A 16,790-nucleotide genomic window follows, 5' to 3' on the forward strand; every position below is an offset into this window, starting at 1 on the left:
CCGTCGCCGACGAGCCAAGCCCGACACATGTGCGTACGGGAGACGGCGGTTCGTCAACAGGCCGAGCCGATACGGCAGTACGAAGGACATGGCGAGCCGCCGTCCGGCGGTGGTCGCGTCGGGACGCCGTCGACAGGCGCCCGGTGCCGGGTGGTTCAGTGACCGACCCGGACGACCATCACACAGGCGTCGTCCTCGCGCTGCTCCTCGCCGAACTCCTCGACCACCGCGCGCACACCGTCCTGGGCGTCCCGCGCCCCGGCGAGCCGGCGGCCGAGGGCGAGCAGCCGTCGCGTGCCCGTGTCGTCGTCCGGACCGCTGCCACGGGTCAGTCCGTCCGTGTGCAGCACCAGCAGGTCGCCGGGGAGGAGCCGTGTCTCGGCCTCGCCGTACACGGCCCCGGTCGTCGCCCCGAGGAGAACACCCTCGGGCCGACGGAGGACGTGCCCCGTCCCGTCGCGGAACAGCAGCGGGGCGGGGTGGCCGGCCTGCGCCCAGGTCAGCGTCTGGGCGACCGGGTCGTAACGGCAGCACATCGCACTGCCGAGCGCGGGCTGTACGGAGGTCTCCAGGAGCTGGTTCAGGTGACCCATCAGGGCCGCCGGACGGATCCCGGCCACCGCCATCCCGCGCAGCGCGCCGAGCAGCATGGCCATCGAGGAGGTCGCGGCGACCCCGTGGCCCGTCAGATCACCGACGGTGAGCAGCGCGTCCCCGTCGGGCAGGGCCAGCGCGTCGTACCAGTCGCCACCGATGAGACCGGTGCTGGCGGCCGGGAGGTAGTGGGCGGCCACATCGAGCGGGGCGGGTCCGTCGTGGGCGAAGCGGAGCGAACCGCGCCACGGCGGGAGCACCGCTTCCTGGAGTTCGACGGCGACCCGTCGCTCGGTCTGCTCGATGTGGCGGCTGCGCTCCAGGCTGTCCCGGCTCTCCCGGACCGCCCGCTCGCTGCGCCGCAGTTCGCTGACATCGCGCAGGACGGCCCACATCGAGGCGGTGCAGCCGTCGGCGTCGAGGACGGGCTCGCCCGTCATGTGCACCGTGCGCACGCGGCCGTCGGTGCGGACGATCCGGAACTCGCCGTCGATCGGCTTTCCGTCGATCAGGCAGTCCGTCACCATGCCCTGCAGGACGGGCTGGTCCTCGGCGAAGACCATCGTGGGCATCTCGTCCAGCGACAGGGGGCCGCTCTCGCGCGTGCGTCCGAAGATCTGGAACAGCTCTTCGGACCAACTCACCTCGTCGGTGAGCAGGTTCCACTCGGCGCTGCCGACGCGGGAGAGCAGCGAGCCGGTGCGCGCAGGGGTGATCTCGCCGTACGCGGTGCCGGGGTCCGTCGCGAGGGCCGTGTCGAAGGCGGCGCCGATTTCCGGCTCGGAGGCGACCTCCTCCGGTACGCCCGCCCGGAGCTGGCCCAAGTGGGCGCCCAGATCGTCGAGTTGGTGAACCGCCAGGTCACAGAGCGCGCGCTGCCAGCGCTGCTGGGGGTCGTCGTCGTTCACCACGGCTTCCTGGCGCACGGCGACGAGCTCGCCGCGCAGGCGGCGGGTCTGTGAGATCAGCGCGTCCACCGCGCCCGGCTCCGGCTGCTGGGCGGGGCGGTCCGCGAACAGTGGGGACGGCATGTCGTACTCCGATACAGGCGCGGCACGGCCAGGCCAGGTGTGAAAGTGAGGCCCGGACACGACTGTTGCACAGCGCGGGACAGCTCGTAAGGGCTTTGGCAACACTCGATCCGGTGGTGCTTCTGACATATGTCAAAGGCCCAGCGAATATCGGCCAGGGTCCGACGCGTTACGGTGCGGGGGTGGTGAACGACGACGGAATCGGCACGGCGGACACGCGCACGGCGATCACGGGCGGGGCGGGAACGAGAACGGGAACGGGCACGTCAGGAGCCTTTGGTGTGGCAGTGACGGGCGTGACACGTGAGGTGCGAACGGGAGTGGCGGGACCAGTCGCCGGGGCAGTCCCGGGCGTGACGGGCGGGGTGGGTGTGACAGCAGTGACGGGCGTGACGGCTCAGGGGCGTACGGGTGTTCCGGGTACCTCCGGCCCGGGCATCGCCGGCGGGACGGACGGGACGCGTAACGGCACGCTCGCCACCGGCCTGACGGGCGAGCGGCGTACGACGACCGCACCCGCACCCGCACCCGCGACCGCCACCGTCGGTACCGCCGTGCTGCTCGCCGCCGCGCCCGCCGGGCGCGGGCGCGCGATGGACGCCGCCTCCGTTCTCCCCGCCCTCGCCGCCGTGCCGCCCGGGGTCCTCACCGGCACCGCCACCGCCACGGTCGTCGAACTCGCCGATCCGCTCGACCCGCAGACCGTCCTCACCCGTCTGCGCGCCGCCGCCGCGAGTCCGGGTCCCCTGATCCTCTGCCTCGCGGGGCAGCTCCATCTCGACCGCCGGCAGCACCTGCCCCACCTCGCGCTCGCCCGCACCACCCCGGCGACCCTCCGCTACACGGCGCTGCCCTGGCACTGGCTCGCCGGCGAACTCGGCGTCAGGGCCCCCGGCACCACGACCGTCGTCGCGGACCTCGCGGCGGACCCCGCCGTATGGGAACGCCTCACCACCACGCCCGACCTGCTGCACCTGGGGCCCGGACCGCTGTTCTACGGGCGGGTCGCCCCGGCCCCGCGCCGGGGCGAGCCGATGGCCCCCGAGTACCTGAGGTCCTGGGCGGAACTCTGGCGCTCCGGCGCCCGGCTGCCGTACGCCACGCTCCACGCGGAGTCCGCCGCCCACGCCGCCTCGGCCGCGCCCGAGTCCCTGCTCCTGGCACCCGCCCCGGCTCCCGTGCCCGTCGTGGAGCAGGACCCGCACCCGGCGATCCTGGCCGCGGCCATGGCCGGCCGGCACGGGGAGGCGGCGGCGGTGGCCGCGGCCTGGGAGTCCGAGGCCCTGCGTCGCCACGGGCACCGGTCCATGGAGGCCGTCCACTGGACGGAGGTGCGGGCCGACCTCGCCCGCCTCGCCGGTGAACCCGCCCGCAGCTGCGAACTGTGGCTCACCGCCGCGGAGGCCCGGCTGGGACTGGGGCAGCGGACCGACGACCCCGATGTCGAGGGGGCCGTGGACCGGGCGCACCACCAGTGGGGCCGGATCACCGACCCGGCGAGGGCCCGGGCCCTCGGCCCCCTGCTCGTCGCCCTGCGGCGCCGTGTCCCGGGCCGCCGGCCCGGAGCCCTGGCGGCGTTGACCAGACGCCTGGCCGAGGAACCTCGGTCGGGCTGACACGACCCGTGCCCGAGGAACCGCGGCCACGTCGAGCGGCTACAAGGACATCGCCACGGCGAGGGAGACCCACGCGCCCACGGCAGCGGAGTGGCCGTCGATCAAGGCCGCCCTGACGGCTCGCGCCGCGGGGTGACGCGGGCGGGGTCGAGCCGACGGGGGCGCGGAGCGGTCGGCTTCGCGCCAGCGCCTCGGCGTGTGTCCCCACCGCGCTCAGCCAGGCCTTTCTGATCACACCGCCGAAGGGGCGGGCCGGCAGACACCAGTACGGCCGGAAGACGCGGCGGGTCCTGTCATTTCCGCCTCCGGCCGGGTTACGCCTCCGCCCGGGATGGCGGCTGCGTCAGGGGTTACGGCTCCGCCCGGGGGCGGGCGGAGCCTCGACGGCGATGTCGTCCTAGTGGTCCGGGCCGCTCCCGCCCGAGGTGGGGAGGACGACGCGGATGCCGAACTCATAGGTGCCGGTCGCCTGTGCGATCCCCATGAAGAGCAGCGCGAAGTTCTCCTGTCCCCGTGCCGTGGCGATGCCGCCCAGGTCGAGCAGCGCGTCGTCGGGCCAGCCGAGATCGGCGACCAGCCCGCGTACGACCTTCTTCGCCTCCGCGTCCTCGCCGGAGAGGAACACCGTGCCGGGGCCCTCCAGGGAGTCCGGCGCGATCATCACCTTCCGGTCGATCGTGCAGAGCGTCTTCACCACCCGCGTCCGCGGGAACGCCTGCTGGATCTCCTCGCCGAGGCTGACGACCGGATGCGAGAGCGTCCCGTCGGCGAGGAAGCCGACCCCGACGTCGAGCAGGATCCTCCCGCCGAGGACCTGTGCGCCGATCGTGTGCAGCAGGGGTACGGAGGCCGCGCCCGGGGTGGCGTTCACCAGCACCTCCGCGTGCTCGGCGGCGGCTGCGGAGCCGACGACCCGTACACCCTCCGCGGTGAGTTCCCGCAGCTCCGTGAGGAGCTCCAGGTCGTCCGGCCGCCGTGACCCGAGGACCACGTCATGGCCGGCCCGCGCCCACGCCGTCGCGAGTGCCTGTCCTACGTTTCCTGTTCCGAGAATTCCGATGCGCATGAGGGCCATCCTGCTGCCGTCGGCCCCACCGGCACCTCGGCCGGGGGACCGTAACCGGGTCCGTCCCTCGTCCTAGGTCACCTCGTCCTGAGATGATCGGCGTATGCCCACCTCGCCGACCCCGACCCCGACCCCGGCCCTCGCTTCGGCGTCGAGCGCCCTCCTCACCACGGAGCGGCTCCTGCTGCGCCCCGTGGCGGCCGCCGACGTGCCGTCCGTCACCCGCCTGTGGACGGACCCCGAGGTCCGCCGCCACCTGGGCGGGCCGGTCACCGAGCAGGTCGTACGGATCCGGCAGCGGCGCGTCGTCGGAGCGCCCGGTGTCCACGCGGTGGTGCGGGCGGCCGACGAGGTGCTGCTCGGGCTCGTGACGGTGGAGCCGGGGGCCCGGGACGGGGAGACGGAGGTCTCGTACCAGTTCCTGCCCGAGCACTGGGGGCAGGGCTACGCGCGCGAGGCCGTCGCCGCGGTCCTCGACGCCACGCTCCGTGACACCCCGAGCGTGGTCGCGCTGACGCAGGAGGCGAACCGGCCCTCCCGACGGCTCCTCGAAGCCGTCGGCATGACCCATGTGTCGTCCTTCGTCGAGTACGAGGCCCACCAGGTGCTCTACCGGCGTCGGCGCTGATCTCCTCGGCGGCCCCCGTCGCTCACCGGGCCTTCTCGCCGGCCGCCAGCTTCGCCACCATCCGTTCAAGACGCTGCGCCCGGCCCTTCGGCGTGCGGGCCTGCCACAGCAGCATGATCACCAGATACTGATCGGTCTTCCCGAGCCCCTCGTAGAAGGCCCGGGCCTTCTCGTCGGCCGCCAGCGCCGCCGCGAGATCGTCCGGTACGGTCGCCTCCGCCTGCGACGGGTACGCCGCCGCCCACCGGCCGTCCGCCTGCGCGGCCCGCACCTCGGCGAACCCGGGCTCCCGCATCCGGCCCGCCTCCGTGAGCACGGCGACCTTGCGGACGTTCACCTGCGACCAGAGACTGCGCGCCCGTCGGGGCGTGTACTTCTGGAAGTAGTACGTCCCGTCCCCGCCCTTGCGCTGTCCGTCGATCCAGCCGAAGCAGAGCATGCAGTCGAGGATCTCCGGATTCGCCAGCGACGTGCCCCCCTTGTCCTTCTTGGCGATCCGCAGCCAGACGCCCGGGGTGTCGGCGTGGTGGCTCTCCAGCCATGACTCCAGCTCGGCGGTCTCCGTGACCGTCATCAGCTCGAGTCCGTCGTACCGCTCCATCGGACCGGTCCCCCTGTCGTCGTCGGTCGTCGCCGCGGGCCTTGTCCGGAGCGCTCGTGACCAAGATATTGACACCGGACGCGGGGTTCACGGCGCCCTCGCCGACGGCGCGGACAGGTTCTCCCGGGTCCCCGCCCTCGTACGGCACGGGGCCACGTACGATCTGCAATCGTCCACCGGGGCGCCCGAGTCGGGGGCCGGGCCGGCCATCAGGACACCTATGCCGAGGAGCACCGACCCATGTCCTTCCTGGTGATCGGCGAGTGCGTCGCCGACATCGTCCGCGCCCCGGCAGGCTCCGGCGCCGCCGACCGCGTCCACCCGGGCGGCAGCCCCGCCAACGTCGCCTACGGCCTCGGCCGGCTCGGCCGCGACGTCATCCTGCTCACCCAGCTCGGGGATGATCCCTACGGGCGGCTCATCGAGGCCCGACTCAAGGGCGCGGGCGTCCGCGTGGAGGTCGGCGACGTGCCCGTAAGGACGCCGTCGGCGGTCGTCGGACTCGACACGAGCGGCCAGGCCTCGTACACCTTCGACATCGCCTGGACGCTGACGGGCGGAGCGCCCGCCGACCTGGTGCCCGACCATGTGCACATCGGCTCGATCGCCGCCGTCACCGCGCCCGGTGCGGCCACCGTCCTCGCCGAGACCGAGCGGCTCCGCGACCGGGCCACCGTCAGCTACGACCCCAACGTCCGGCCCGCGCTGATGGGGGAGCACGGCGAGGCCGTCGTCCGCGTCGAGCGCTGCATCGCCCTCAGCGACCTGGTGAAGGCGAGCGACGAGGACCTGGCCTGGCTCTACCCCGGAGAGGAGCCGAGCACGGTCGCCGCCCGCTGGCTCGCCCTCGGCCCGGCCGTCGTCCTCGTCACCCGGGGCGCCGCCGGCGCGCTCGCCTTCACCCGGCACGGCACGGTCGCCGCCGAGGCGCCCCGCGTCGCCGTCGTCGACACCGTCGGAGCGGGCGACTCCTTCATGTCGGCCGTCCTCGACACGCTCGGCGGGCGAGGGCGGGACGCCCTGGGCACGCTCGGCGCCGAGTATCTCGCGGACCTGTTGCGGAAGGCCGTCGCGGCGGCGGCCGTCACGGTCTCGCGGGCCGGCGCCCAACCGCCCGACCGGTCGGAACTGGACGCGGCCCGCGAGAGGTTCACCGTCAGACCCGGGCGTGCGTGGTGATGTCCGTGGCGAACTGCTCCACCATCTCCGGGGTGACGGTCGGCCGGCACTGACCGATGGCCTCCAGATAGTCCGTGGTGCTCGCCCCGGGCACCGGACCGTCGCCGTCCCGGCCGCCGACCGCGAGCAGATCTCGCTCGAAGGAGGCCTGGGCGGCGATCCGGGCCGCGTGCTCGATGTCCGCGGGCGTGAACAGGTCGCTCGCCAGCACCAGTTCGTCGATGTCGACATCTGCCCGGCCGTCCGTGTACCGGGCCCAGATCGCCGCCCGCGCCGCCTTGTCCGGTGTGCCGATCGGGATGAGGTAGTCGAAGCGACCGGGGCGCAGGAACGCCGGGTCGAGGGAGCGGATCGAGTTGGTGGCACAGACGAGCAGCCGCTCGTCCCGCTCCCGGAATCCCGGTATCAGCTTGAGGAGTTCGTTCGTCACCCCGTGCATGCCGCCGGGCTGCGCCGGCTCCGAGCGCACCGGCGCGATCTCCTCGACCTCGTCGATGAAGACGAGGACCCGTTCCAGCTCGGCGATCCGCGCGAACGCGGAGCGCAGGGCGGCGGCCAGATTCCCCTCGTCGGCGAGCCGGGACGGCAGGATCTCCACGAACGGCCAGCCGAGCCGTGAGGCGATCCCGCGCGCGAACGTGGTCTTCCCGGTGCCGGGCGGGCCGAACAGACAGACCGCACGCGGCGGTCGCACCCCGTGCCGCCCGGCCCGCTCAGGCTCCGCGAGCGGCAGCACGACCCGGCGCTCGATCAGATCCTTCTCCCGCTCCATCCCGGCGACCTTGGCCCACAGGTCGCCGGCGAGGAGACGGCCGCCCAGGTCGTCGAGGAGCCCGGCGGCCGGCCCGTGCAGCGGCTCCACCTTCTCGAAGTACGCGACGGCGGGCCGGCGCGTGTACCCGGCGTTGAGCAGGCCCTCCCCGAGGAGCTCCTCCTCCGGCAGGACGTACGCGATCCGCCCGACGCGGGCCGCCACGAGCCGGCGCTCCAACTCCACGAGCAGGGCGCTGGCGAGACCGCGGCCGCGCCAGGCGGAGGAGATCGCTATCCGCATGACCCAGGCCCGCTCGCCGGAGACACAGGCGAGAGCGGCGCCGATGGGCACGCCCTGGTGGACGGCTACCACGGCCGGCTGGCGGGTGGTGAGGGCGCCGATGCACTCCGGCAGCGAGAACACGGACTCCTGTCCGAGCTCCGCGGTCGTGTCGATCAGATGGACGACGGCGGCGAGATCGCTCTCGCGGTAGTCGTGGATGTGCCAGTTCACCGGTGGTACCGCCCCTCGTTGGTGCCGATGCGGCGAGGCTAGGCGGGGCCCGGGACGCCGGTCGTGCGCCATCCTGCACAAGGTGGCACGGGCGAACGTGCCGTACCGGCTCTATGCGGCTCCTCCATACGGCTCCGCACGCGCCGGCTTCATGGAGGGGGGCCCGGACGCGGAAAACCCCCGGAAGGAGTTCCTTCCGGGGGTGATGCGCGTGAGCGACGCCCTCAGTGGGGCGGGACCGTCAGTAGGCGGGCGCCAGCTTCGGGTTCGGGCCGTGCGCGTTCTGGTGCTGCTCGCCCTCGGTCGCCGCGAAGACGATGAGGATGATGAAGCCGACGAGCGGGATCAGACCGATGAGGATCCACCAGCCCGAGCGGCCGGTGTCGTGGAGACGACGGACGGTCACACCGAGGGACGGCAGGAAGACGGCCAGCGAGTAGATCGTGCTCAGCAGCGAGAAGTCGAGCGCCAGGCCGATGATGGCGAGAACGATCGCGATGATGATGTTGAAAAGCTCGAACATCCAGAATTCCTGGCGGCGCGCTCGGCCGTTGAAGACCGCGTACTTCTTGATGACGTCGATGTACCAGTTCACTTCGTCCCCCCAAGGACTGGGTATGCGAGCAGGAGAGCCTGTCCCTGTGGAGCAAGCTTTACGCAGAACTTAGGTGGCTGAAACCACATGGGTCAATTCGTTACCGTGCAGTGTCCGTTCCGGGTCGGGAAACGGTGAACGGCGGCACCTCCGGGGGTGGAGGGGCCGCCGTTCCGGGAAAGGATCAAGAAACGTCACGTCCTTCTCTTGGTCATGAGCAGTCCGCCGGCCGTGAGCGAGAACAGGCAGACGCACGCGCCGGTGATCACGTTGCTGAGGATGGTGCCGGTGTCAGGGCTCTGCCCGACCAACCAGGGGGCGATGATCAGCCACGCGCCCATCAACAGGACGACGAAGTTGAGGTCCTGCGACCGCTCGGGGACCATCGACATGCACAGGCCGAGGACCGCGAGGGCGATGCCGACGACCAGGTTGGTGAGGGCGAGCGCGGGCTGGGCAGCGGAGAAGTGGACCGTCCAGGCGGAGATCGCGGCGTAGATTCCGGCGAGGATCACGAGCTCCTCGACAGCCGCGACACCTCGGGTCTGGAGCATACGGGCATATCGGTCCCGCATTTCCGGCGCATCGGGGTGCCCCGCGATATCACCGGGACGGTGAGAGACGTCGGCCATACGACTCGCCTCCTTCTGGCGTCATGCACGTCTGACCGCACTTGTGACGAATGATGCCACTGCTTCATTGTGCGCTTATCTGGTCTTTATGTGTAGGTCTGACCGATAAGGGATGCGCACAGAATTTGAGCTGCAGGTATGCGGGGAACCACCAAAGGGCAATCCCTGTGCAGCAAGAACTTTCCCGGCGAAAGACGGACCGGCCTTCACATCGCCGCGCACGGTGGCCCGCCGCATCCCGGCGTAGCCTGGAAGTGGACTCGGGGCCGATTTCTCCACGCCGGGAGCGGATGATGGCCGGCATCGTGAAGAAGAGCTTCGACGCGGCGGACGAGACCCGCCCCTTCGAGGACGGCAAGGGCAGGCTCGACCTGGTGAGCGGCAGCCGCGGTGCGGTCGGCCGGGCCGTCTTCGAGCCGGGGTGGAAGTGGTCCAAGCACGTCAAACCGATCGCCGGCACCGACAGCTGCCAGGCGTCGCACGTGGGCTACATCGCCAGCGGCAGGATGAAGGTCGTCATGGACGACGGCGAGTCGACGGAGTACGGCGCCGGGGACTACATGGAGGTCCAGCCGGGCCACGACGCCTGGGTCCTCGGTGACGAGGCCTGCGTCGCCCTGGACTGGACCGGCTTCAGCGACTACGCGAAGCCGTCCGGCTCCTGACGCGCGGAACCCTTCCGCACCCGTCCGTCCCGCCCCCAGCGGCGCCACCCGGCCCTTTCGCCCGGTCAGCGGTGTCCGAACCGCACCCCCTCCCACGGGACCCGGTCGTCCGGGAAGGACTCGGGGCGCCGCTGGTCGAGCGTCCGGGCGGGCGCGGCCTCGATCACCGGAGTGGCCCCCTCGACCCGCAGCAGCCAGGTGGACAGCTCGTCCCGCAGCCCGGCGGCCACCTCGCGGTGGGAGGTGAGCCCCGCCAGGTTCTCCAGCTCGTACGGATCGGCCGCCAGGTCGTACAACTCCGTCTCCCGATAGAGATCCGCGGCCGCCTCCCGCCACGGGTCCGCTCCGGGCGCCGCCACCACGTACTTCCACCGCTCCGTCCGGACCGCCCGGCCCACCTGGTCCTCGCTGATCTGGACGAGGACCGACGACGGCCTGCCCGGGTCGCTCCCGCCGCCCACCAGCGGCAGCAGCGAGCGGCCCTGCACCCCCTCCGGTACGTGGAGCCCCACCGCCTCGACGAGGGTCGGCATCAGGTCGACGATGGACACCGGCCGACGGACGAGGCCCCCGCCGCTGAAGCCCGGACCCGTCAACGCCCACGGCACCCGCACCGAGGCCTCGTGCGCCGAGCGCTTGTACTCGGAGTTCCGGGTGCGGAAGTGGGAGCCGTGATCCGCGGTCCAGGCGACCACGGTGTCGTCCTCGATGCCCAGGCCGCGCAACGCGTCGCGCAGCCGTCCCACCCCCTCGTCCACGCGCTTGATCTGCCCCAGATAGCCACCGAGGTGGCGGTGCGCACCGCCCTGCGGCGCGGACGGGCTGAGCGCGGCGAGGTCCGGCGGCAGCCACCGGCCCTCGTACCGCTCCCGGTACCCGGCGGGGGCCGGGTAGTCGTCCGTCGCGTTCTGGTGGTGCGGTTCGAGCAGGGAGAGGAAGAGCAGGAACGGCTCCTCGTGGTGGTCGGCGACGAACCGGATCGCCGCGTCGACGAGGGCGTCCGAGCGATAGCCCGGCAACCGGACCGGCTCCCCCTCCTCGTCGAACACCACCGTGCGGTGGGCGTCCGAGGTGAACTCCAGCCGGTCCGAGGCCAGCCAGTGGCCGTAGCCGCCGCGCCGCTCGGGAGGTACCGGGCCGTCGGGCCCGTCCTCGCCCGCCAGGTGCCATTTGCCGATGTACCCGGTGACCCAGCCCGCCGCCCCGAGGACGGAAGCGAGGGTGGGTGTGTCCGCCGGCAGCGGGAGGCCGTTGCGGAAGACCCCGGTGGAGGTCGGCCAGCGGCCGGTCTGCAGCGCCGAACGGGCCGGTGCGCAGACCGGGTTGGGGGTGATCGCCTGCTCGACGAGGGTGCCTTCGCGGGCCAGCCGGTCGAACTCGGGCGTCACCCCCACCGGATTGCCGTGGGCGCCCGTGGTGTCCCACCGTTGCTGGTCGGTGAGGACCACGATCACCCGGGGCGGGATGGCGGTCATACGACGGCGGGCTCCTCCGTGGAGCCGCCCGAGGCGATGCCGAACGCCGGGTCCGGGACGGACTCGGGCGCGAGCAGGGCCGAGGAGCGGCCGTCCACGCCGATCGGCACGTCGCCGTCGATGGTCACCCGGCGCAGCTTGCGCACATGGTCGTCGGAGTCGTACACAACCGCAGCCACTACCGCGACGACCACAAGCTCGTCACCCTCCACCGGCCGGGCGCCCCCTACGACGACTCGGAATGGGCGCTGTACGACATCCGTACCGACCCCACCGAGATCCACGACCTCGCCGCCGGGCACCCCGAACTCGTCAAGGAGCTCTCCGCCGCCTGGGAGGACGCCGCCTGGCGCAACGGCGTCCTCCCCCTGCCCGACCACAGCGGAGCCCTCGCCCGCCGCAACCCCGCCGACGAGCGCCTCGCCCGCCCCGTCACCCTGCTTCCCGGCACCCCGGAACTGGAGCGGTACCGCTCCTCCCGGCTCGTCGCCCTGCGCTCCTTCGAGATCGCCGTGGCCGTCGACGAGGCCGGAGACGGCGTCCTCGTCTCCCACGGCGACCAGGGCGGCGGCTACAGCCTCTACGTCGAGAACGGCCGGCTGGTCCTCGCGTACAACGAGTACGGCAACCTCCACGAGACCGACGCGGGCCCCCTCGGCCCCGGACCGCACGAGATCCTCCTCGCCGCGACCGCCGAGGAGGGGCTGCGCTGGCGGCTCACCGTCACCGTGGACGGCGTGCACCGCGCCGCCCCGGACAGCGTGCACCAGCTCATCGGCATGGCGCCCTTCCAGGGCATCAGCGTCGGCGTCGACCGCAAGTCACCCGTCTCCTGGCCCCTCTTCGAACGCCACCGCTCCTTCCGCTTCACCGGCCGCCTGCGCTCCGTCACCTACCGGCCCGGAGCCCTCGGACCCGACGCGCCCGAGACCGTCGCCGCCGCGCTGGAGGAGGCCGCGGCGGCCTTCGAGTAGAGCGCGCGCAGGCCGGGCGGTCCGGGCGGGGCTGGCGGGGCGGGCGGCCGGGTCGGCGGGCGGGCGGCCCCGGCGGCCCCGGCGAAAATCCCGGGCCGCCCGCCCGCCTCGGCGGCACAATGCCCGTATGACGATCCAAGATCACCGCACGGTCGTGCCGCACACCGCCGACGAACGCGGCACGCTCACGGCCATGCTCGACTTCCAGCGCGACACCCTCGCCCTGAAGTGCGCGGGACTCACCCCCGACCAGCTGAAGGCGCGGGCGGTCGCCCCCTCGGGCCTCTCCCTCCTCGGTCTCGTCCGCCATGCCGCCGAGGTCGAGCGCGGCTGGTTCCGCAACGTGCTCAACGGCGAGGACAGCCGCAGCCCCTGGACGCCGCCCGGCTCCACCGACTGGGCCGACTTCGACGTGGACGGGGCCGACGTGGACGAGGCCTTCACCGTCTGGCGCGAGGAGTGCGCCCGAGCCCGCGAGATCGTGACCGCGGCCGCCTCCCTCGACGTCACCGCGACCCACGACGGGGAGACGTACTCCGTGCGCTACGTCCTCGCCCACCTGATCGAGGAGTACGCCCGCCACAACGGCCACGCCGACCTGCTGCGCGAACGCCTCGACGGCACGACGGGGGAGTGACCCGCATGCCCGTGTCCGGTACTCCCGACGCGCCCGACGCGCCCGACGACCCGGAGATCGCCGAGGCCGTCGCCGGTGAGCTTCTGCTGATGGACCCGGCCGTACGTGTCTCCCGGGCCCGCGCCGCCGAGCTGCTCGACCCGGAGTTCGTCGAGGTCGGGGCCTCCGGGCGGCGCTGGACGTACGAGGAGATGCTCGCCGCGCTCCCGGAGATGGCCGGAAGCGGCGAGGACGGACCGCGGTACACGCCGACGGCCTTCGCCGGGACGCTCCTCGCGCCCGGCCTCGTCCACCTCACGTACGAGACGCTCCGCGACGGGCACCGGACCCGGCGCAGCTCGCTCTGGCGCCGCGACCCCGCCGCGCCGGCCGGTTCGGGCCTGCGGATGTACTACCACCAGGGGACTCCCGTCCCCGGGAGCGACGTTCAGCCGTAGGCGTCCGTGACGCAGTCGACCGCGCAGCGCCCGTGCTCGTACCGGCGGCGCAGCGCCGCGGCGGCGTGCCGCCGCTCCACCCCGGCGTATCCGTAGCGGTCCTGCGTCGCCCGCACCACGGCCTCGACGGTGACGATCGCCGGTTCGCCCTCGCCGGCGGACCGGCGGGCCGCCGCGATCACCTGGTCGGCCGCCCGCTGGAGATCGCGGGCGTACTCCCGCTGGGCCACGGACCGCGCACGCGAGGCCGCGAACGGCCGGACCGCCCGCCCCTTCCAGACCACACCGGCGGTCACGAGTCCCACGCCGAGCAGGACGACGAGCACCCCCACCACGGCACCGGGGTCCCACCTCATCACCGGCCGCCTTCCCCCTGGACCTGCCCGTCCGTACGGGCGCTCCGAATTTTATGGCTCGGGGCGGGGTGCGCGGTGCCGTGCCCCGGGAGGGTGTCCGGATGTCGGCCTTCCGGCGAACGGAACCGCGCGCGGGCGATCGCCTGCCCGTCGGCGGGCCGGCGACACGGGCCTCGCCGTCCGCTCCGAGGCCCCGGGCCCCGGCTCGCTTTGGTGTCGGCGGTCGGCGCGTGGTTGGGTGTCCGGTCGGCGAGAGGAGTGCGGATATGGCGGGCAGGGTGTCCCTCGGGCGGGATTTCGGATGGCTGTGGGCGGCGTACGCGGCCGGCACCCTGGGCACCTGGATCGCCTTCAACGCCTTTCCGCTGCTCGCGATCACCGTGCTGCACGAGGGCACCGCCGAAGTGGCCGCGCTGGCCGCCGTCGGTGCCGCCGTGGGTGCGGCGGTCGCGCTGCCGCTCGGCCCCTGGGTGGAGTTCCGCCGCAAGCGGCCCGTGATGATCGCCATGGACCTCGTCCGCTGCGCGGCGCTGCTGAGCGTCGCCGCCGCGTACGCGCTGGACCGGCTCTCCTTCCCCCAGCTCCTGGTCGTCTCCGTCGTGGTCGCCGCGTCCGACATCACCTTCGGCGCGGCGTCCGGCGCGTTCCTGAAGGGGCTCGTGGGGCCGGAGGACCGGCTCGTCGCGCAGGCCCGGTTCGAATCCACCACCTGGACCGCCACCGTGCTCGGACCGCCGCTCGGCGGTGGTCTGGTCGCCTTGCTCGGCCCGGTGGCGGTGGTGGTCGTCGACGCCCTCAGCTATCTGCTCTCGGCCGCGGGCATCCGCGCGATCAGGAGGCGCGAGCCCCGTCCGGCCCGCCGGGAGGCGTTGCGGCCGAGGGCCGGTGACCTCCTCGAAGGCTGGCGGCACATCCTCGGCCACCCCGTGCTGCGCCCGCTCTTCTTCAACGCCGTGCTGGTCAACGGCCTGATCATGGCGACCGCACCCCTCCTCGCCGTCCTGATGCTGGGGCCGCTCGGCTTCGCCCCCTGGCAGTACGGGCTCGCGTTCGCGGTGCCGTGCGTCGGGGGGCTCATCGGCTCCCGGCTCGCCCCTCCGCTCGTCGCGCGGTTCGGCCGGCACCGGGTCCTGCTGACCTCGGGAGTGCTGCGCGTGTGCTGGCCCGTCGGGCTGGCCCTCGTCCACCCCGGTGCGACGGGGCTGCTGCTCGTGATGGCCGTCGAGCTCGCGCTGATCACCTGCTCGGGCGTGTTCAACCCGGTGCTCGCCGCCCATCGCCTCGACCTGACGGCGAACGACCGGGTCGCCCGTACCCTCATCGCCTGGTCCGTCACGGCGAAGGCCGGCATCGCGGGGCTGACGGCGCTCTGGGGGCTGCTCGCCGTGGTCGTCGGGCCCCGGGCGGCGATCGCCCTGGCGGGCGTCCTGATGCTGGCGACGCCGGTGCTCCTCCCGCGGAAGGAGGTGTCTGTGGCGGTGCGTGGCTGACACAGGATTGACACGTGTAAGTTGCCGGTGACAGGCTCCTTTCCCGGCCTCGTGCGCCCCCGTGCAGAACGCGTGCGCCCCGTGCAGAAGGAGCAGCACCCATGAGCACCACCGTCACCACCGCCCGAGGGCCCGTCCGCGGCGAGCGCCGCGCCGACGGCAGCCTCCGCTTCCTGGGCATCCCGTACGCGCAGCCGCCCGTCGGCGACCTGCGCTTCGCCGCGCCCGTACCCCCGGAGCCCTGGTCGGCGCCGCTGGACGCCACCGCGTACGGGCCGACGGCCCAGCGCCGCCCCTTCGCCGAGATCACCACCATCCCCGAGCCCTCCGTCCCCGGCGCCGGAGTCCTCAACCTCAACGTCTTCACTCCCGGCGCCGACCCGGCCGCCGCGCTGCCCGTCCTCGTCTGGATCCACGGCGGCGGCTACGTCGCCGGCTCGGCGGCCAGCCCCTGGTACGACGGGGCCGCCTTCAACCGGGACGGCGTCGTCCTCGTCTCGGTGGGCTACCGCCTCGGCATCGAGGGCTTCCTGCACCTGGAGGACGCCCCCGACAACCGGGGCGTACGGGACTGGATCGCCGCCCTGGAGTGGGTCCGCGACAACATCTCCGCGTTCGGCGGCGACCCCGCCAAGGTCACCGTCGCCGGACAGTCGGCGGGCGGCGGCGCCGTCCAGACGCTCCTCGCCGTCCCCACCGCCAGGGGCCTGTTCCGGGGGGCCCTCTCCGTCTCGGGCGCGGTCCCGCGGCCCGACGGCCCCGAGGTCGCCCGCGCCGCCTCCCGTCTCCTCACCTCCCGCACCGGTGTCCCGGCCACCGCCGCCGCCCTCCGCGATCTGGGCGACGACGAGATCCTCGCCCTCCAGGACCGCCTGGCCGAGCCCGGCCCCGACCGTGAGGGCCTGCCGCCGATGCTGGCCCTCGCCCCCTTCGCCGACGGCGAGCTGATCCCCGTCCCCGCCCTCGACGCCCTCACGACGGGCGAGGCGGGTGCGGACGTCCCGCTGATGCTCGGCTTCACCGAGCACGAGTTCACGATGTTCCCCGCGCCGGGCCCCGAGGGCCCGCCGCTGCCCGTGCTGCTCGGCGGCCTCGGCCTCGACCCCACGCGGGCCGAGGCTCTCGTCGAGGCGTACGCGGAGGACGGCCCGGAGCGGATCTTCGGCCAGGCGCTGACCGACGCGACCTTCCGTGCCCCGAACCTCGCCGTCGCCGACGCCCGTGCCGCACGGGAACGGCCCACCTGGCTGTACGAGTTCGCCTGGCGCTCACCGGTCACCGGGCTCGCGTTCCACTGCCTGGACCTGCCGTTCGCCTTCGACCTCCTGGACGCCGAGGGAGTCACGGCCGTCACCGGCGCCGCGCCGCCGCGGGCGCTCGCCGACGCCCTGCACCGGGCCTGGGTCGCCTTCGTCACCGACCAGGACCCGGGCGCCGACTGGCCGCGCTACACGGCGGAGGAGCGCGCCACGATGATCTGGGACGCGGAGCCCCGGATCGCCGCGGACCCGGTGCGTCGGGTCCGTGCGCTCTGGCTCGACTGAGGA

16 protein-coding genes and 2 pseudogenes are annotated in these 16,790 nt (G+C 73.3%); 9 read left to right on the forward strand and 9 right to left on the reverse strand.

Annotated features, from left to right (window positions below):
- Nucleotides 1-155 precede the first annotated feature (155 nt).
- On the reverse strand, nt 156-1,625 hold the full coding sequence (locus ACH4MY_RS09450) for a PP2C family protein-serine/threonine phosphatase (RefSeq protein WP_397999876.1): 1,470 nt from the start codon (nt 1,623-1,625) through the stop codon (nt 156-158).
- Between the two features lie 593 nt (nt 1,626-2,218).
- Here ACH4MY_RS09450 and ACH4MY_RS09455 point away from each other — a divergent pair.
- Nucleotides 2,219-3,241, forward strand: a complete 1,023-nt coding sequence (locus ACH4MY_RS09455; protein WP_398000565.1) for a hypothetical protein — start codon at nt 2,219-2,221, stop codon at nt 3,239-3,241.
- A 397-nt stretch (nt 3,242-3,638) separates the two neighbouring features.
- Here the strand turns inward: ACH4MY_RS09455 and ACH4MY_RS09460 are convergent, their stop codons facing one another.
- A complete protein-coding gene (locus tag ACH4MY_RS09460) occupies nt 3,639-4,316 on the reverse strand; it encodes an NADPH-dependent F420 reductase (protein ID WP_397999878.1) in 678 nt (225 codons plus the stop codon).
- Between the two features lie 94 nt (nt 4,317-4,410).
- Between ACH4MY_RS09460 and ACH4MY_RS09465 the strand changes: the two genes are divergently transcribed.
- Nucleotides 4,411-4,935 (forward strand): GNAT family N-acetyltransferase, encoded by a 525-nt coding sequence (locus tag ACH4MY_RS09465; protein ID WP_397999881.1) that lies wholly within the window; start codon nt 4,411-4,413, stop codon nt 4,933-4,935.
- A gap of 22 nt (nt 4,936-4,957) precedes the next feature.
- Here ACH4MY_RS09465 and ACH4MY_RS09470 read toward each other — a convergent pair whose 3' ends face one another.
- The gene (locus ACH4MY_RS09470; protein WP_397999883.1) at nt 4,958-5,536 is read right to left on the reverse strand and encodes a YdeI family protein; all 579 of its coding nucleotides are present in this window, start codon (nt 5,534-5,536) and stop codon (nt 4,958-4,960) included.
- A 240-nt stretch (nt 5,537-5,776) separates the two neighbouring features.
- On the opposite strand from ACH4MY_RS09470, the gene ACH4MY_RS09475 reads away from it, so the two are divergent.
- Complete coding sequence (locus ACH4MY_RS09475) at nt 5,777-6,715, forward strand: carbohydrate kinase (protein ID WP_397999886.1); 939 nt, start codon at nt 5,777-5,779, stop codon at nt 6,713-6,715.
- On the opposite strand, the gene ACH4MY_RS09480 is transcribed toward ACH4MY_RS09475, so the two are convergent.
- From ACH4MY_RS09480 to ACH4MY_RS09490, 3 genes are all read right to left on the reverse strand, one after another.
- Nucleotides 6,693-7,982 (reverse strand): ATP-binding protein, encoded by a 1,290-nt coding sequence (locus ACH4MY_RS09480; RefSeq protein WP_397999889.1) that lies wholly within the window; start codon nt 7,980-7,982, stop codon nt 6,693-6,695. The genes ACH4MY_RS09475 and ACH4MY_RS09480 overlap by 23 nt on opposite strands.
- A gap of 241 nt (nt 7,983-8,223) precedes the next feature.
- Nucleotides 8,224-8,577: a DUF805 domain-containing protein gene (locus tag ACH4MY_RS09485; RefSeq protein WP_397999892.1), complete on the reverse strand. Its 354-nt coding sequence runs from the start codon at nt 8,575-8,577 to the stop codon at nt 8,224-8,226.
- A gap of 194 nt (nt 8,578-8,771) precedes the next feature.
- Nucleotides 8,772-9,131: an SPW repeat protein gene (locus ACH4MY_RS09490; RefSeq protein ID WP_397999894.1), complete on the reverse strand. Its 360-nt coding sequence runs from the start codon at nt 9,129-9,131 to the stop codon at nt 8,772-8,774.
- 371 nt (nt 9,132-9,502) lie between these two features.
- Between ACH4MY_RS09490 and ACH4MY_RS09495 the strand changes: the two genes are divergently transcribed.
- Nucleotides 9,503-9,874, forward strand: a complete 372-nt coding sequence (locus ACH4MY_RS09495) for a cupin domain-containing protein (RefSeq protein ID WP_397999897.1) — start codon at nt 9,503-9,505, stop codon at nt 9,872-9,874.
- 65 nt (nt 9,875-9,939) lie between these two features.
- Here the strand turns inward: ACH4MY_RS09495 and ACH4MY_RS09500 are convergent, their stop codons facing one another.
- Together ACH4MY_RS09500 and ACH4MY_RS09505 are read right to left on the reverse strand one after the other, a co-directional pair.
- Nucleotides 9,940-11,349, reverse strand: a complete 1,410-nt coding sequence (locus ACH4MY_RS09500) for a sulfatase-like hydrolase/transferase (protein ID WP_397999900.1) — start codon at nt 11,347-11,349, stop codon at nt 9,940-9,942.
- Nucleotides 11,346-11,516, reverse strand: a pseudogene (locus ACH4MY_RS09505) (TauD/TfdA family dioxygenase); the annotation flags it as partial. The pseudogene ACH4MY_RS09505 and the gene ACH4MY_RS09500, both read right to left, overlap by 4 nt.
- Between ACH4MY_RS09505 and ACH4MY_RS09510 the strand changes: the two are divergent.
- The 3 genes and pseudogenes from ACH4MY_RS09510 to ACH4MY_RS09520 form a co-directional block, all read left to right on the forward strand.
- A pseudogene (locus ACH4MY_RS09510) lies at nt 11,514-12,323 on the forward strand (arylsulfatase); the annotation flags it as partial. The pseudogenes ACH4MY_RS09505 and ACH4MY_RS09510 sit on opposite strands and share 3 nt — an antisense overlap.
- A 127-nt stretch (nt 12,324-12,450) precedes the next feature.
- Nucleotides 12,451-12,960 carry a DinB family protein gene (locus ACH4MY_RS09515; protein WP_397999903.1) on the forward strand — a complete coding sequence of 170 codons (510 nt, stop codon included), beginning with the start codon at nt 12,451-12,453 and terminating at the stop codon, nt 12,958-12,960.
- Nucleotides 12,961-12,965: 5 nt separating this feature from the next.
- A complete protein-coding gene (locus tag ACH4MY_RS09520; RefSeq protein WP_397999906.1) occupies nt 12,966-13,397 on the forward strand; it encodes a DUF4440 domain-containing protein in 432 nt (143 codons plus the stop codon).
- Here ACH4MY_RS09520 and ACH4MY_RS09525 read toward each other — a convergent pair.
- Nucleotides 13,388-13,753, reverse strand: a complete 366-nt coding sequence (locus tag ACH4MY_RS09525) for a hypothetical protein (RefSeq protein ID WP_397999909.1) — start codon at nt 13,751-13,753, stop codon at nt 13,388-13,390. The genes ACH4MY_RS09520 and ACH4MY_RS09525 overlap by 10 nt on opposite strands.
- 266 nt (nt 13,754-14,019) lie before the next feature.
- Between ACH4MY_RS09525 and ACH4MY_RS09530 the strand changes: the two genes are divergently transcribed.
- Entirely contained in the window at nt 14,020-15,243 is a 1,224-nt protein-coding gene (locus ACH4MY_RS09530; RefSeq protein ID WP_397999912.1) for an MFS transporter, read from the forward strand.
- A gap of 101 nt (nt 15,244-15,344) precedes the next feature.
- Entirely contained in the window at nt 15,345-16,787 is a 1,443-nt protein-coding gene (locus ACH4MY_RS09535) for a carboxylesterase/lipase family protein (RefSeq protein ID WP_397999915.1), read from the forward strand.
- Nucleotides 16,788-16,790 lie beyond the last annotated feature (3 nt).

Source organism: Streptomyces sp. NPDC017246, from assembly GCF_044331325.1.
GTDB lineage: Bacteria > Actinomycetota > Actinomycetes > Streptomycetales > Streptomycetaceae > Streptomyces.